The sequence below is a fragment of the Bradyrhizobium sp. SZCCHNRI20481 genome (genome assembly GCF_032485055.1).
GTDB lineage: Bacteria > Pseudomonadota > Alphaproteobacteria > Rhizobiales > Xanthobacteraceae > Bradyrhizobium.
Genome location: NZ_JAUEUE010000006.1, coordinates 339290 through 355100 on the forward strand (window position 1 = coordinate 339290; position 15811 = coordinate 355100).

The 15811-nt window shown below is 65.6% G+C and carries 15 protein-coding genes; 7 read left to right on the plus strand and 8 right to left on the minus strand.

The genetic code is table 11. From position 1 onward, the window contains the following. The first annotated feature begins 129 nt into the window (after nucleotides 1-129). The 3 genes from QX132_RS12355 (at nucleotide 130) to QX132_RS12365 (ending at nucleotide 2451) form a co-directional block, all read left to right on the plus strand. Entirely contained in the window at nucleotides 130-600 is a 471-nt protein-coding gene (locus QX132_RS12355; protein WP_315812177.1) for a GNAT family N-acetyltransferase, read from the plus strand. 114 nt (nucleotides 601-714) lie between these two features. Next, entirely contained in the window at nucleotides 715-1551 is an 837-nt protein-coding gene (locus tag QX132_RS12360) for a hypothetical protein (RefSeq protein ID WP_316161306.1), read from the plus strand. 87 nt (nucleotides 1552-1638) lie between these two features. Continuing rightward, nucleotides 1639-2451 (plus strand): hypothetical protein, encoded by an 813-nt coding sequence (locus tag QX132_RS12365; RefSeq protein ID WP_315812179.1) that lies wholly within the window; start codon nucleotides 1639-1641, stop codon nucleotides 2449-2451. A gap of 19 nt (nucleotides 2452-2470) precedes the next feature. Here QX132_RS12365 and QX132_RS12370 read toward each other — a convergent pair whose 3' ends face one another. The 4 genes from QX132_RS12370 to fabA all read right to left on the minus strand — a co-directional run bounded on the left by QX132_RS12370 (nucleotide 2471) and on the right by fabA (nucleotide 7450). Next, entirely contained in the window at nucleotides 2471-4456 is a 1986-nt protein-coding gene (locus QX132_RS12370) for an autotransporter outer membrane beta-barrel domain-containing protein (protein ID WP_316161308.1), read from the minus strand. A gap of 224 nt (nucleotides 4457-4680) precedes the next feature. Continuing rightward, on the minus strand, nucleotides 4681-5481 hold the full coding sequence (gene fabI, locus QX132_RS12375) for an enoyl-ACP reductase FabI (RefSeq protein ID WP_315735608.1): 801 nt from the start codon (nucleotides 5479-5481) through the stop codon (nucleotides 4681-4683). Nucleotides 5482-5628: 147 nt separating this feature from the next. Beyond that, the gene (fabB, locus tag QX132_RS12380; RefSeq protein ID WP_316161309.1) at nucleotides 5629-6852 is read right to left on the minus strand and encodes a beta-ketoacyl-ACP synthase I; all 1224 of its coding nucleotides are present in this window, start codon (nucleotides 6850-6852) and stop codon (nucleotides 5629-5631) included. Nucleotides 6853-6928: 76 nt separating this feature from the next. Then, a complete protein-coding gene (fabA, locus tag QX132_RS12385) occupies nucleotides 6929-7450 on the minus strand; it encodes a 3-hydroxyacyl-[acyl-carrier-protein] dehydratase FabA (protein WP_315735612.1) in 522 nt (173 codons plus the stop codon). Nucleotides 7451-7899: 449 nt separating this feature from the next. Between fabA and irrA the strand changes: the two genes are divergently transcribed. Then, nucleotides 7900-8370 (plus strand): iron response transcriptional regulator IrrA, encoded by a 471-nt coding sequence (gene irrA / locus QX132_RS12390; protein WP_315758200.1) that lies wholly within the window; start codon nucleotides 7900-7902, stop codon nucleotides 8368-8370. 107 nt (nucleotides 8371-8477) lie between these two features. Here irrA and QX132_RS12395 read toward each other — a convergent pair whose 3' ends face one another. Beyond that, a complete protein-coding gene (locus QX132_RS12395) occupies nucleotides 8478-8963 on the minus strand; it encodes an SH3 domain-containing protein (protein ID WP_409997689.1) in 486 nt (161 codons plus the stop codon). A gap of 412 nt (nucleotides 8964-9375) precedes the next feature. Between QX132_RS12395 and QX132_RS12400 the strand changes: the two genes are divergently transcribed. Next, nucleotides 9376-10377, plus strand: a complete 1002-nt coding sequence (locus QX132_RS12400) for a D-glycerate dehydrogenase (protein ID WP_315735614.1) — start codon at nucleotides 9376-9378, stop codon at nucleotides 10375-10377. Between the two features lie 285 nt (nucleotides 10378-10662). Here the strand turns inward: QX132_RS12400 and QX132_RS12405 are convergent, their stop codons facing one another. Continuing rightward, complete coding sequence (locus QX132_RS12405; protein ID WP_315775821.1) at nucleotides 10663-11469, minus strand: molybdopterin-synthase adenylyltransferase MoeB; 807 nt, start codon at nucleotides 11467-11469, stop codon at nucleotides 10663-10665. Nucleotides 11470-11620: 151 nt separating this feature from the next. Here QX132_RS12405 and QX132_RS12410 point away from each other — a divergent pair, with 151 nt between their 5' ends. Together QX132_RS12410 and QX132_RS12415 are read left to right on the plus strand one after the other, a co-directional pair. Further along, nucleotides 11621-12979 carry a peptidoglycan-binding protein gene (locus QX132_RS12410; protein WP_316161310.1) on the plus strand — a complete coding sequence of 453 codons (1359 nt, stop codon included), beginning with the start codon at nucleotides 11621-11623 and terminating at the stop codon, nucleotides 12977-12979. Nucleotides 12980-13430: 451 nt separating this feature from the next. Next, nucleotides 13431-14234, plus strand: coding sequence for a ParA family protein (locus tag QX132_RS12415; RefSeq protein ID WP_316161312.1), 804 nt, complete (start codon nucleotides 13431-13433; stop codon nucleotides 14232-14234). 68 nt (nucleotides 14235-14302) lie between these two features. On the opposite strand, the gene QX132_RS12420 is transcribed toward QX132_RS12415, so the two are convergent. Next, nucleotides 14303-14788: a cyclic nucleotide-binding domain-containing protein gene (locus tag QX132_RS12420; RefSeq protein WP_315775824.1), complete on the minus strand. Its 486-nt coding sequence runs from the start codon at nucleotides 14786-14788 to the stop codon at nucleotides 14303-14305. Nucleotides 14789-14865: 77 nt separating this feature from the next. After that, nucleotides 14866-15747 carry a bifunctional DNA-formamidopyrimidine glycosylase/DNA-(apurinic or apyrimidinic site) lyase gene (mutM, locus tag QX132_RS12425; protein ID WP_316161313.1) on the minus strand — a complete coding sequence of 294 codons (882 nt, stop codon included), beginning with the start codon at nucleotides 15745-15747 and terminating at the stop codon, nucleotides 14866-14868. Nucleotides 15748-15811 lie beyond the last annotated feature (64 nt).

Consider the following 15811-nt stretch of genomic DNA (forward strand, 5'->3'; position numbering starts at 1 on the left):
AATGAAATACAAAGGGCGGCTTTCAGGCCGCCCTTTTTTGTTGTCCTATTGGTCGCGCACCCTCACGCGTCCCAGGTCACGGCTGCGGATGCAGAGGCCAAGCCGTCACCTCGCTTCAGGTCACCACACATGCTCCATCCTATCATCCGCCCTGCCCGCCCGGACGAATACGACGCCGTCGCCAGGCTCTGGATGGAGAGCTGGTGCTCGACCGGATTGGAGACCCCGAGCGAGAGGCTGCTCGCGCTCCTCAGGGAGCGCGTGCCGCGTGAAATTGCTGGCGGCTGGAGCCTGTATGTCGCCGACGACGGCGGCCGCCTCGCCGCGATGCTCGCGATCAACGTCCCCGCGCTCTATCTCGACCAGCTGATGATCGCCCCGTCCCATCAGGGCCGCTCGCTCGGCCGCCGGCTGCTCACCTTCACCCGCGAGCTGCTGCCGGACGAAGTGTGGCTGCGCTGCGCAAAGGGCAATGACAAGGCTTGGCGCTGGTATGAGCGCGAGGGCTTCGTGCTGGAAAAGGAGGAAGCCGACCCGCTGCACGGCCGGATCATGAAATATTATCGATGGAAGCGTGACGGTCAGGCGGCGGGCTCCTGATCGCAGGGCGTGCAAGCGCAAATCTTACGCGTGGCGACCGGAAACCATTGCGTGCGCCTTCGCAGGCGAACTAAGTTCGAGTTCGCGACGACCTCGCATTCTCGAACCGTACCCATGTCCGTTCCGCACCTGTCGATCCGCCGCCTTGCGCTCGTCGCCCTCGCCGCTGCCTTCGCAACCGGGGCTTGGGCCCAGGCTCCGTCAACAACGGCGCCCAAGGCCGCGCCCGCGGCCAAGAAACCCTCCGGAAAGACAAAGGCGATGGCGAAACCAGGCGCCATCGAAAGTGGTCCGTGCCGTCTTGGCGTCATTTCCGCACTTGGCGACCAGCTCGCCGTCAGCAAGTTCGGTCTCACCGTGTTTGAAACCGAAGAGGACGAAGTCACGTTGCCGGGATGGGGACTGGACGACCTCGCCATGGCGCGCGTGCGCGCGGCCACCGGCGGCGACCCGACCGTGCACAGGATCGGCTATCCGAAAGGCGCGTTCGAGGTCTACTACCACCCGACATCGCGCTTCCTGCCCGATCCGAAGGAGAGCCTGACCGCGATCGTGCGCAACGTCACGACGAATGCGAGCTGCGCGCGCTATCTCGTCGTCACCAGGTTCGAGACGACCATTCCCAACACCACCCTGAGGCTCAGAGGCATCGGCGCCTACAATCAGGGGGTCGGATCGATCCTCAGGCACTCGCATCTGTTTGCGAACGTCAACATCACGCTCATCGACGGCCAGTCCTACGAGAAGATCAGCTCGTTCTCGGCCGACACCGGCGCCAGGCTTGCCGAGACCATGAGGCTCACCGAAGACCCTCTCAACAAGCTCGACAATGCCGACTTCCCCGAGCCTCTCGCGGCTGCGGCCTCCAGCACCGTCCTGCGCGAGCGGCTGCGCACCTTGGTCGCGGCGAAGCTCGATCGCGACCTGCCGAGCTATCTGAAGATCGAATGATGCGGGCGCAGACTTCGGACGACTCGAACGAGCTCCCTTCGAGCTCCCTTGGCTTGATCCTTTTCCTCCCTGCGACGAGCTCTCCCAGTGACCATCTCTCGCCGATTTGCTGCGCTCATCATTGCCATGCTCTGGTCCTCCACCAATGCCCTGGCGCAATCGGCCCCGGCACCGCTGAATGCTAAGCCCGCGAAGCCAGCAGGCAGCAATGCCAAGGCCGCCAAGCCGGCGACGGCCCTCCGCGAGGGCGGACCGTGCGACATCGGGGTGATCGCCGCGCTCGGCGATGTCTTCACGGTGCAGAAGAACGGCATGACCCGCCTGGGCAACGAGTACGCCGAAGTGCCGGTGCCCTGGGGCTTCGACGACATCGTCTACGCGCGTGTGAAGGCAGCCGCGGGTGATGCCGGAATCCGCCGCATCGGCGTCCCCAAGGGCGCATTCGATCCGTTCTATCAGTCGCCCCCAATCAAGGCTGAGAACGGGAAGCTCACGCCCATCGTCAGGAAGGTGGCCGGCTCGGTGGGGTGTGCTCGTTACCTCGTGATCACGCGCCGGACCGACAGCGAACCGTCGACAAACGACGAGGTTACCGGCGTCGGTGTCATCAACAGGGGCGAGGGATTTGGCCGGATCAGCCACGTCTTCATCATGCTCGATATCCAGCTCTACGACGGGGCGACATTCGAGACGCGCGAGCCTGCCATGAGCTCGAAGTCGCTGCTCTCACGGCTGACCTCCGGCGTCGGCCCGCCGTCTCACGCCGGAGACGTCGACATCTCCGCATTCCCCGCCTCGCCGCCGGAGGCTGCGAACAACAATGTGCTGCGTGACATGGCGCGTTCGATGCTCAAGTTCGGGCTCGACCAGCGCTTGCCGGCCTATTTCGGGCGCGAATAGAACGACGAGCTCAGGCGCGTCACAGCCTGATCTTCAGCACCGCGTGGCCCGACTGCTGGACGAGACCCGACGATGTCGCGTTGATGCCGTAGCGGATGCTGAGGTCGAGCCGGTCATTGCCGGCGGCCACAAGACCAAGGCCCGCCGAATAGATCCATGGCGACAGGCCGAGGCCATGGGTGACAAAGCTCTCGCCGCCGCCCGAGAACGCCGCGCTGATCTGCAGCGGCTGATTCAGCGCGTTGTAGCCGACGCCGATATCGCTGGTCAGACGAATCTGCCCGGTGAGCGCGTAGATAGCTTTCAGCTGCGCCGTCGTCACGAGCTCCTGATAGATCTGAGGATCGACGTTGAGGCTGAAACCGCCGGCACCGTTCTCGCCGTAGGAATTGCTGCGAACCGTGCCGTAGTCCAGGCGCAGTGCTGGAACGAGGGCGACGCCATCTTGCAGCGGAATGCGCGTCTTGATGCCTGCGCCGGCATGGCCGCTGTAGGAACGATAGCTGCCGCCGGCGGATGTACCCATGAAGCTCAGCGACCGGTTTTCGCCGTTATCGCTCAATCCGCCATCGAGCTGATAGTCGAAGGTGACATCACGGGTGATCGCGTAGGCCCCATAGAGCCCGAGCTGATAGGAAGCGAGACCGAGACGGTTCGGCACGGCGGCGTCGCTTCCGGCGATCGTGTGATGAGAATAACCGAGAACGCCGCCAATGATGGCGCGGGACGAGACTGCGACGTCGGCGCCGAACGCCAGACCGCCGCCGGAGGCGTCATAGCCGGGAACGCCATCGCGCCCCGCCTGCTGCGCGGTGCCGCCGAGAGGCTGCATCCAGACATTGCGACCAGCGGCCCAGCCGACGCTGCTGACATCATCGAGCCTGTTGGTCATCGTCTGCCGGAACACCTGCTGGCTGACATGGGTCGCCTGCGAGGCCGCCCCGGTCAGCACCGGCAACGTCTGCTTCACGGCAGCGCTGAGAGATGGACCGCTGAGATTATCGAGCTCGGCAAAGCCCGAGACCATCGATCCAGTCCAGCCGGCCGAGGTCATCGACAGCCGGTACAACACGTCAGCCGCTTCCAGGCCGACGCGGCCGCCTGCAGACCGCAGCGTTTCCGCGTAAGGCTGGATCAGCGACATCGTCGCCAGTCCTCCAGTCAAATTCCCGGTAAGGTCGTAGGTCGACACCAGCATCTGCGCGCCCGCGGCGTTGCCGCTCGCCGTGCCATAGAGGCTGGTCAGGGTGCCGCGCGAGAGGGTGTTGAACAGTACGCTGCCCTCGGGCGTCACCGAGCCGAGCAGCGTGAAGCCCGCCGCGGCGCTGCCGGGCGGTGCGACGCCCGCACCCCAGAAATAGCCGTTCTGATAGTTGGTGATGACGAAACGGCCCGGCGCCTGCGTGCCGAACAATGTGGGACTGACGATCCGCCAGGGCGTGCCGGCGGTCCACGCCCATTGCGGCACGGAATTGGCCGGCACCGGCGCCGACGGCGGCGGCGTGAAGGTCGCGGGATCATAGGGCAGCATGTAGGCCCAATGCGTCACCAGCAGGCTGTCGCCGGTGATCATCTGCATTTCCATGCTGGTCACGCCGTTGACGTTGCGCATATAGCCGAGTCCGACCGTCACGGTGCCGCCGCCGGTCGGCGTGAACAGCATGGTGATCTGGCCGCTGGTGGTGACGAAGCCCTGGATGGTCGAGGTGTCCGTCAGCAGCGCCAGGCCGATCCTGAGCTGCGCGACGCTGGTCCCGGTGAAGGCGCCGTTGGTCGCGGTGCCCAAGGTCCACAACGTCTGGTCACCGATCGGGACCGGATTGGAGAAGCCGGTCTTCGGCGACATGTAGGCGAGCAGTTGCGCCGTCGGCACATACCAGTTCGTGTTGGAGATCGTGGAGTCCCAGACGCTCGATTGCGCCTGCGCCGGCCCGGCGTTCCCCGCCGCAAGCACAATGCCGGTCATCGCGCAGAGAGCGATGACACGGGCCTTCGAATGCAGCATCAATCGCCCCCACGACTTGTCTTGCTGCCGGCGCGAGCGGCTGGTTGACGGCCGCGGCCGATGCACCGGTCATGATGCATCGCAGCGTCGTCGCAACAACCAACAGGAGTTGCGCCAATGCTTCCTGATTAGCCGTTCAGGAACATTGTCTTCAACTGGGAAAATTTGGGTCGATCGGGGGACGGAGTCTCGCGTTCCCCTGATACCGCCGATGCGCGCGGAGGTCAGTCCGCCTTGAGATCCTCGGGGCGCGGCATCGAGATCACGTTGTAGCCGGAATCGACGTAGTGGATCTCGCCGGTGACGCCACCGGACAGCTCCGACAGCAGATAGAGCGCCGAGCCGCCAAGCTCCTCCAGGGTCACGCCGCGGCCGAGCGGCGAGTGCTTCTGCTGGAACGCGAACATGAAGCGGGCATCGCCGATGCCCGAGCCCGCCAGCGTGCGCACCGGTCCGGCCGAGATCGCGTTGACACGGATGCTGCGGCGGCCGTAGTCGGCGGCGAGATAGCGCACCGAGGCTTCCAACGCGGCCTTGGCAACGCCCATCACGTTGTAGTTCGGCATCACCCGGTTGGAGCCGTCGAAGGTCAAGGTGATCATGCTGCCGCCGCTCTCCGGCATCAGCTCGGCGGCGCGCTTGGCGATCTCGGTGAAGGAGAAGCAGGAGATCAGCATCGTGCGCGCAAAATTCTCGCGCGAGGTGTCGGCGTAGCGGCCCTTGAGCTCGTTCTTGTCGGAGAAGGCGACGGCGTGGACGACGAAGTCGAGCCCGCCCCAGGCCTCCCGGAGCGCCGTGAATACACTGTCGACGCTGGCGATGTCCTCGACGTCGCAGGACAGCACGTGCTTGACGCCGAGTTCGTCGGCCAGCGGACGGACGCGCTTGCCGAGCGCGTCGCCCTGATAGGTGAAGGCCATCTCGGCGCCATGCGCCGCCAGCGTCTTGGCGATGCCCCAGGCGATCGAATGGTCGTTGGCGATGCCCATGACCAGGCCGCGCTTGCCTGCCATCAGACCCTGCATGATGTCTCTCCTTCGTCATGCCGGGATCGGCCCAGCCAGGATGATCGTTCCGCCTTCGAGACGCCGATGGCCGGACATCGGTGCGAAGAATGAGCTTCGCGCTGCTGCCCGGCCATGATGCCGACGAAACCAGTGCTGTTGGAAATCTTAAGCGTCGAGCTGCTTGAACACCAGTGTCGCGTTGGTGCCGCCGAAGCCGAACGAGTTCGACAGCACGGTGCCGAGCTTGGCGTTGTCGATGCGCTTGCGGACGATCGGCATGTCGGCGAAGGCCGGGTCGAGCTCGGTGATGTTGGCGCTCTCGCAGATGAAGCCGTTCTTCATCATCAGCAGCGAATAGATCGCCTCCTGGACGCCGGTGGCGCCGAGCGAGTGGCCGGTCAGCGCCTTGGTCGCCGAGATCGGCGGACACTTCTCGCCGCGGCCGAACACCTTCCGGATCGCCTCGATCTCCGGCGGATCGCCGGCGGGCGTCGAGGTCGCATGCGGATTGATGTAGTCGATCTTGGTCTTCACGGTCGACAGCGCGAGCTGCATGCAGCGCTCGGCACCCTCGCCGGAAGGCGCAACCATGTCGTAGCCGTCGGACGTCGCGCCGTAGCCGACGATCTCGCCGTAGATCTTGGCGCCGCGCGCCTTGGCATGCTCGAGCTCTTCCAGCACGAGGACGCCGGCGCCGCCTGCGATCACGAAGCCGTCGCGCGTCACGTCATAGGGCCGCGACGCGGTCGCGGGCGTGTCGTTGTGCTTCGACGACATCGCGCCCATCGCGTCGAACAGCACCGACAGCGTCCAGTCGAGCTCCTCGCAGCCGCCGGCGAACATCACGTCCTGCTTGCCGTACTGGATCATCTCGTAGGAATTGCCGATGCAATGATTGGAGGTCGCGCAGGCCGAGGAGATCGAGTAGTTGACGCCCTTGATCTTGAACCAGGTCGCCAGCGTCGCCGAGGCCGTCGACGACATCGCCTTCGGCACGGCGAACGGACCGACGCGCTTCGGGCCCTTGGTGCGGGTAATGTCGGCCGCTTCCACCAGCGTGCGCGTCGATGGCCCGCCTGAGCCCATGATGATGCCGGTGCGGACGTTGGAGACGTCGGTCGGCTCCAGCCCGGAATCGACGATCGCCTGCTCCATGGCGACATGATTCCACGCCGCCCCCTCGCCGAGGAAGCGCATGGCGCGGCGGTCGACCACGTCGGCGGGATTCAGCGTCGGCGCACCTTGCACCTGCGAACGAAAACCAAGCTCGGCATATTTCTCAGCACGGGAGATGCCGGACTTCGCCTCGTACAGGCTGGCGAGCACCTCCTGGGTGTTGTTGCCGATCGATGAGACGATGCCCATGCCCGTGATGACAACCCGCCTCATGATGTCCGCCTCACTTTGCTCGTGTGTTCTGTTGCAGCCGTGCCTGCTGCACTGTCTGTGGTCGCAGCCCGCTGGTTCAAGTCGGCGCGGCGTCCTGCTTGAACAGCCCGACCTTCAGGTCCTTGGCGCGATAGATAATCTCGCCATCCATCGAAAGCCACCCGTCGGCAATACCGAGCACCAGCTTTGAGCGCATCACGCGCTTGATGTCGACATTGTACACAACCTTGCGCGCGGTCGGCAGAACCTGGCCGGAGAACTTGAGATCGCCGAGGCCGAGCGCACGGCCGCGCCCGGCGCCGCCGGTCCAGCCGAGGTAGAAGCCCACCATCTGCCACATCGCATCGAGGCCGAGACAGCCCGGCATCACCGGATCATTCTTGAAATGGCAGCCGAAGAACCAGAGATCCGGCTTCACGTCGAGCTCGGCGCGGACGACACCCTTGCCGAACTCGCCGCCGGTCTCGGAGATCTCGACGATCCGATCGAACATCAGCATCGGCGGCAGCGGCAGTTGCGCATTGCCGGGGCCGAACAGCTCCCCGCGGCCGCAGGCCAGCAGGTCCTCGTATTCATATGCGCTGCGCCGATCCAGCATGCTTGGTGGCCTTTCTCAACGATCCCCGGTGGAATTTGTGCCGCGCGACATGGACCCTTCCCGCGCGCCGCCCCCTTCCGCGCCGCGCTGGCCGGTCATCGCGCCGGCACGAAGGCTGGGCCATCGCACCTGGCGAACATGACCGCTGTCAGCGGCGGGCCTAACGACGCCTGGATTCGCGCACATGGCCATCACGGCCGCCGGCGCTCACCATGGCAGGGCAAATCGGGTCCGGGCGCTCTCTAACATAGAGGATTGCGGCGTCAATGCGCGTATCCAGGTAAATCGACGCGGGGCCCGCGCCCGAACCGGGCGGTAAATGCAGTTTAGGGGCGTTCTAGATACGTTAGTTGCGATAAGCTTGCATCTGAATGGGTTTCTTCCTATATCGGTTATAGATGAGAGCGAATTGTGCGGTGCTTGAAGTGGATGTCAGCAACAACGCCTCGATGAGTGGTCATGACCGCGGCAGCCCGGATCTCGGGAACGGCCGGCAGCCAGCGCTCAACGGCTGCCCATGGCACGACGTCAACGAGATGCTGCAGGCGGCCGGGCTGCGCCCGACCCGCCAGCGCATGGCCCTTGGCTGGCTGTTGTTCGGCAAGGGTGCGCGGCATCTGACGGCGGAAATGCTCTACGAGGAAGCGACGCTGGCCAAGGTTCCGGTCTCGCTCGCCACGGTCTATAATACGTTGAACCAGCTGACCGATGCCGGCCTGTTGCGTCAGGTCAGCGTCGACGGCACCAAGACCTATTTCGATACCAACGTCACGGCCCACCATCACTTCTATCTCGAGAACAACCACGAGTTGGTCGATATCCCTGACCAGCATCTGGCGTTGTCGAAGCTGCCGGAGGCGCCCGAAGGTTACGAGATCGCCCGGATCGATATGGTCGTCCGGCTGCGCAAGAAGCGCTGAGCCTCCGGAACATCTTCATCGAGGCATCATGCCCGCGCCCGCTGCGGGCATTTTTGTGTCGGGAGCGCGTCAGGATAGAGGTCAGCGCATTGCGCGGACCTGGGCCTTCAATTGACCTGTTCGTCGGCGTAGACGCCCCACAGCCGCTGCTGCTGGATCCAGCCTTCGAAACCATTGCCGAGCACGCGGCACCAGCCATTGCCGCATTTCTTCACCTGCGCGACGACGCCGGCCTGCAGCCGCGCCGTGACCGCGCTCGCCGCGTCGGCGCTCTCATAGATCGGGGCGAGATCGTCCTTGTTCTTCATCGTGACCACCGCCGTGCGGCGCCCCGACAGCAACGAGTGATAGACCCACCCCTCCGAGCCCTCGGAGTCGCGCACGCGGCGCCAGTTCTCATATTCCGCGGTGATCTCGACCGGCAGGCCGGAGCGTGTATAGACCCAAGCCACGTCGTTGTCCTTGGTCGGACCGGCGCGAACGTTCACATGATCCGACTTCAGGCTGACATAGCGCGGCACCGGCAGGCCACTGGTGGTGAGAACGGAGTCCTTCGCCGCAACGCCCCCTCTGCCGACGGCAACGTCGAACAGACAGACCAGCAGCACCACGACTGCACCGAAACGCCACAACGTCAATTTACTCAACTCACTCTCCCTCGAAAGGACCGACGCGCGCTCCGATCAAAGCGGATTGCGTTGCGATCCTTCGCCCGATCCCCATCGAACTGCCCGGCTGCCCCCCTTCGTGCACAGAGAGGGCTTGCCGAAAGCGCCAGTCCCGACCCGCCGTTGGCTTCTTGTCTTGGCCCGGCCTTCTGCTAGACAGGACCGAACACAAGCGGCCAGGAAGCGCCTGAGAATCGCTCGCGAAGCCCTGTCAGGAACGGATCGGCCACCTGCGAGATCCGACACGACCAGTCCAGGGAAGCGCCGCTCTCAGGCGACGACGGTAGTTTCGGCGAACCCGGTTAATGAGGTCTGAAGGATCTCATGAGAGCAGCACATGTCAGGTAGGAAAAAGCCCCTCGTCGTGGTGACACGCAAGCTGCCGGACTCGGTCGAGACCCGCATGCGCGAGCTGTTCGACGCCAGGCTCAATCTCGACGACGAGCCGTTGAGCCAGGAACAGCTCGCCGACGCCGTGCGCACCGCCGAGGTGCTGGTTCCGACCGTCACCGACCACATCAGCGCCGACATTCTCAATCAGCCCGATTGCAAGCTGCGCATGATCGCCAACTTCGGCAACGGCGTCGACAATATCGACGTTGCGGCGGCGGTGGCGCGCGGCATCACCGTCACCAACACGCCGAAGGTCCTCACCGAGGACACCGCCGACATGACCATGGCGCTGATCCTCGCGGTGCCGCGGCGGCTGATCGAGGGCGCCTCGATCCTGACCGAGGGCAAGAACTGGGCGGGCTGGTCGCCGACCTGGATGCTCGGCCACCGCATCGGCGGCAAGCGCTTGGGCATCATCGGCATGGGCCGGATCGGCCAGGCCGTGGCGCGGCGCGCCCGCGCCTTCGGCCTGCAGATCCACTATCACAACCGCCGCCCCGTTGCTCCCGTGATCGCCGACGAGCTCGGCGCCACCTACTGGGAAAGCCTCGACCAGATGCTGGCGCGGATGGACATCATCTCGGTGAACTGTCCGCACACGCCGGCGACGTTCCATCTCTTGTCGGCGCGTCGGCTGAAGCTGATCCGCAAGGACGCCTACATCGTCAACACCGCGCGCGGCGAGGTGATCGACGAGGAGACGCTGACGCGGCAGATCGAGGCCGGCGACATCGCCGGCGCCGGTCTCGACGTGTTCGAGCACGAGCCCGCGGTCAATCCGCGCCTGGTGCGGCTCGCCAAGGCCGGCAAGGTGACGCTGCTGCCGCACATGGGCTCGGCCACCATCGAGGGTCGCGTCGAGATGGGCGAGAAGGTCATCATCAACATCAAGACCTTCCTCGACAACCACCGCCCGCCGGACCGCGTGCTGCCGAGCATGCTGTAGGCCGATCGATCCGCCAGCCTCTTAGTCGGTGTCCCCGACGCGATCGCGCTGCACCTTGTCCACGACGGCAGCGGAGTGGGTGTCAAGCCCGGCACCTCATCACATGTGTCGTCCCCGCGAACGCGGGGACCCATACCGCGTGATATCTGAAACAGGCAGGCCGCACGTTCCGCGCATATCACCGAATACGGTGGCTATGGGTTCCGGATCGGCGCCCGCCGACGCTCTCGCGTCGCCGGGCTTGTCCGGGACGACAACGGAGGACTTGGCGCGGTTCTCACCGCATTACGGCTTCTGATGCGCACCCAAATCCGCAATCACCGGCCCATCCCCGTTCAGCGGATTCGTCGGATCGCGGCCATAGCGCAGGGTCTCGAAGCGCATCGTCCGCGCGTCCAGCATCAGCAGCCGGCCGACCAGGCCCTCGCCGAAGCCGACGATCTCGCGGATCGCCTCCAGCGCCATCATCGACCCCAGCATGCCGGCGAGCGCCCCCATCACGCCAGCCTCGGCGCAGGCCGGGACGGTGCCGGGTGGCGGCGGCTCCGGGAACAGGCAGCGATAGGTCGGATTAAACTGGCCCTTCTCATCCCGCTCATGCGCCCGGATCGTCGTCAGCGACGCATCGAAGGTGCCGAGCGCGCCGGTGATCAGCGGCCGCGCGGCCAGGAAGCAGGCATCGGAGACGAGATAGCGGGTGTCGAAATTGTCGGAGCCGTCGAGCACGAGATCATAAGCGCCGATCAGATCGAGCGCGTTGTCGGCATTGAGCCAGGTCCGATGCGCCATGACGCTCACATGCGGATTGAGCGCGTTGATGCGCTCGGCGGCGCTCTCGACCTTGGGTCTGCCGATGTCGGGGGTCGCATGGATGACCTGGCGCTGCAAATTCGACAGCGACACCACGTCATCGTCGACGACGCCGATCGTGCCGACGCCGGCAGCGGCGAGATACATCAGCGCCGGCGCGCCGAGGCCGCCTGCGCCGACCACCAGCACCGCGGCGCGCTTCAGCGCCGCCTGACCGGGACCGCCGACGTCGCGCAGCACGATGTGACGGGCATAGCGCTCCAGTTCTTCGTCGCTCAGCATCGTTGCACCGTCCTTCCGCTGCCGCACCGCTGTCAGCCCATTGTCGGCCCGTAGCGAAGACGGCGGATCTCCGCACTGAACCCTCGCCGGATTGTGACCGACCAAGCAGATGTGCTTATTTATGTCAGCGGCAAGAGCATCGGGATTTGTCATGAGACGGCTGGCCTCGGCAACCTTCATCTGCGCCATCGCCGCGTGCGCATCGGCGCAGGCCCAGACGCCGCAGGGCGCGTTGCCAGGCGCCAAGCCCAAGCCGGTCGCGACCCAGCCGGTGCGCCCGGGCGTGCAGGCTCCCGCCGACACCGCCAATGCGATGAGCCAGGCCGAGCGGCTCGCGCTGCAATCCGATCTCGCCTGGGTCGGCCAGTACAATGGCGCGATCACCGGCGACGTCAGCGAGCGCATGGTCAACGCGATCAAGGAGTACCAGAAGCTCGCCGGCCGCAAGCCGACCGGCGTGTTGAACCCGCAGGAGCGCGCCGTGCTCGCCGACACCGCGCGCCGCAAGCAGGAGGGCGTCGGCTGGAAGCTCGTGACCGAACCGGTCAGCGGCGCGCGGCTCGGCATTCCCACCAAGCTGGTGCCGCAACAGACCAGCGACGGCACCGGCTCGAAATGGACCTCGCCCACCGGCACCGTGCAGGTGGCGCTGTCACGCCGCAAGGAAGCCAACCCGACCACCGCGACGCTCGCCGACCGCGAGAAGAAGGAGCCCGGCCGCACCGTCGATTACAGTGTGGTGAAGCCCGACTTCTTCGTGCTGTCCGGGCTACAGAACCTGAAGAAGTTCTACATTCGCGGCACCTTTCGGGGCGACGAGGTGCGTATCCTGACCATCCTCTACGATCAGGCCACCGAGAACACGGTCGACCCGGTGGTGATCGCGATGTCGAGCGCGTTCACCGCGTTTCCGTCGACATTGGCCGCGCAGCCCGCGCCACGGCGCAGCGTCGATTACGGCACCGGCATCATCGCGAGCCAGGACGGCGCCATCATCGCCGATCGCGAGGTCACCGACAGCTGCGTCGCGATCACCGTTCCCGGCTTCGGCCATGCCGAGCGCGTCGCCGAGGACAAGGAGCGCGGGCTCGCGCTACTGCGCATCTACGGCGCGCGCGGCCTGAAGCCGCTGGCGCTGTCGGGCGGCCGTGCGAAATCGTCGGTCGACATCGTCGGCATCGCCGATCCGCAGAGCCAGGGCGGCGGTGCCGCGATCAGCACCGTCAAGGCCCAGCTCGCCGCCAACGGCGCGGGTGACGCCTCGCTGGCGCCGGCGCCGGGCCTCGGCTTCTCCGGCGCGGCGGCGCTCGACGGCGATGGCAAGTTCGCCGGCGTCACCCTGCTCAAGCCAGGAATCATGGCCGGCACGGCGCTCATCCCGTCCACACAGGTCGTGATGGTGAGCGCCGATGCGACGCGCGCCTTTCTCGCCACGCATGGCGTCAAGCCCGACGGAACCTCGCTCGACGCCAAGGCGGCGACGGTGCGCGTGATCTGCGTGCGGAAGTAAAGCCTGCGCCAAACCGGTTCGGCATCGCGATCATGCCGCTGCGCACTGCGGCGCGGCAGCGTTTACGCAATGTTAAGCATGTCGTTTTAGAAAAAATTAAGGGCCCAACGGCGGCCGGCGGGGATCGGACGTGCAGCATCGCGACTGCATGGGATGATGCTCGGCGATGCCGATCGCTTGCCCGCGGCTCGCTGCCACTCAACTTCCTAGCACCTTGCTATCAACTCGGAACGGCTCCCGCCGTAGTCAACCGGTCTGTGCAGGCACAGGCCGAGCGTGAGATGGTTCGAACAGTTTTGTCGGCGTGCTGATTCGGACCACCGCGATCGCTCTTCATGAGTTGGATCGGGCCGGGACTGTCCTGAGCGAGAATAGCTCTGCACCGCGATCGCGATGCACTCAGCTTTGGCGTTCTCATAAGTTCCGTCAACATCCGAAGGACTGTCTCCCGATGTACACGATCGTTTTGGCCACGCAGAAGGGCGGCAGCGGCAAGAGCACGCTGGCGATTGGTCTGGCCGTAGCGGCCCAGCAGGCCGGCCACAAGGTGCGCGTGATCGAAACCGACCGTCAGGGCACGCTCACGAAATGGCAGGCGCGCCGCGCCGCGGGCGAGCCGATCGTCGAAGCCGTCTACGATGCCAAGACGATCGAGCCTCGCCTCGATGCGCTGGCCCGCGACGGCGTCACCCTCTGCGTGATCGACACCGGGGCCGGCATCACGGCATCCACGACGGCCGCGATCCGCCACTGCGATCTGTGCCTCATTCCGGCGCGGCCGAGCGTCGCCGACATCGAGGCGACGGCACCGACGCTCAGCGTCGTCAAAGCCTGGCGCAAGCCGTTCGCCTTCGTGCTCAACCAGGCCCCGATCCGCGGCGGCCACCGCGTCACCGACGCGACGACCGCGCTCGACGCCGACGCTCCACGCGACATCGCCGAGGTGCTGGCGCAACCCTTCATCATGATGCGCAACGACCACCAGGACGCGCTCGCCGCCGGTCTCGGCGTCAGCGAGTTCGACGCGGCCGGCAAGTCGGCGCAGGAGATTCGCAGCCTGTGGCGCTGGACCGCGGGCAAGCTCGCCGGCGACCACGTCATGCACGACGCGGGCGAGCTGAAGGACGCGAGCGAGCACGCCGAGGTCGAATTCCCGATCATGCTGACGCCGCAGGTCGAGGAGGCCAAGGTGCCGGTGGCGCGGGCCTATCCGACCTGGGCCGACAACGGCATCAACTGGAAGGCTGGGTTGTAGTTGGAATTTGCTCTGAGCTTTCACGGCGCGGGCGGTGCGCTCCCTCTCCCCGCAAGGCTGGGAGAGGTTCAGAAACCCGACGACCGCGCGCCCGTCTCCAGCGCCTTGATCCGCGCATCGGCGCGACGCAGGCGGCGGCACAGCTCGCGATTGATGTTTTGCATCACGATCACATAGGCCTGGATGTCGGCCTTGTAGAACGCGTAGAGATTCTGTGCCGTCAGCTCATACAAGATGGTCGGCGTCTCCGCGACCACCGTGGCCGACCTGTTCTGCATTTCGAGCAAGGTCATCTCGCCAAAGAAATCGCCGGGCGCGAGAGACGACATGCGGATCGCAATGCCCGTCTCCAGGCGCTCGCTCACCTCCAGCGTGCCGCTGTGCACGACGAACATCGAGCGGCCCGCCTCGCCTTCGGCGACGACCACGGCGCCCCTGTCGAAGCGACGCTCGACCAGCATCGAGACCAGCAGATCAAGGCTCGCGTCAGGCAGGCCGCCAAAGAACGGCGTCGCGAGCAGGAATGCTTTCAGATCGGGCGAGCTGACAGCCATGGCCGCAGTATACGCCCACCCTCGTCCGTCACAAGCGGACCGGCGCAGCCGGCCGTGCCGGCTCGTCGGCTGCGACATCACTTCTGGCACTTCGGACACCAGAAGGTCGAGCGTCCGTTCTGCACGAAACGCTTCACCACGCCGCTGCAGCCATCCGTCCGGCACGGCTCGCCTTCGCGGTCATAGACCTGGAACGAATGCTGGAAATAGCCGAGCTCGCCTGATGTCTGGCGGTGATCGCGCAGCGATGAGCCACCGGCGCGGATCGCCTCGTTGAGCACGGTGTAGATCGCTTCCACCAGACGCCTGGCGTGATCCGTGGGCTCGCCCTTCTTCGTGGCGAGCGTCGCCGCCAGCCGCCGCGGCGACAGGTGCGCGCGGAACAGCGCCTCGCAGACATAGATGTTGCCGAGCCCGGCGACGACGCGCTGGTCGAGCAGCGCCGCCTTGAGGCTGGTCTTCTTGTTGGCGCAGGCGTGCGCCAGCATCGCCGCATCGAATTCATTGCCGAGCGGCTCGGGTCCGAGACCCTTGAGATGCGGCTCGGCCTCGAGCTCGCCGCGGGCGATGATCTTCATGAAGCCGAAGCGGCGCGGATCGTTGAATACGATGTCGGCACCTGACGACATGTGAAACACGACATGGTCGTGCACGCTGTCCTTGCCGCGCGGAGTGTGAAACTCGCCGGGCGTCTCCTCGTGCTCCGGCTTGATCACCCGGAACGAGCCGGACATGCCGAGATGCATCAGGAGCACGTCCCCGGAGCCGAGATCGGCCAGCAGATATTTGGCACGCCGGCCGAGACCCCTGACGGTCTGGCCCTGCAGGCGCTTCGCAAAATCGGGCTGGAACGGAAACCGCAGGTCGCCACGCCGGGCCTCGGCTTTGACGATGACCGCGCCTTCCATGACCGGCTGCAGCCCGCGCCGGACGGTCTCGACTTCGGGCAGCTCAGGCATTCCTGTTCATTTCACCTTTTGCATCCGCGACCATTCACCTTGTCCGGCTGACGTGATAGCGCCT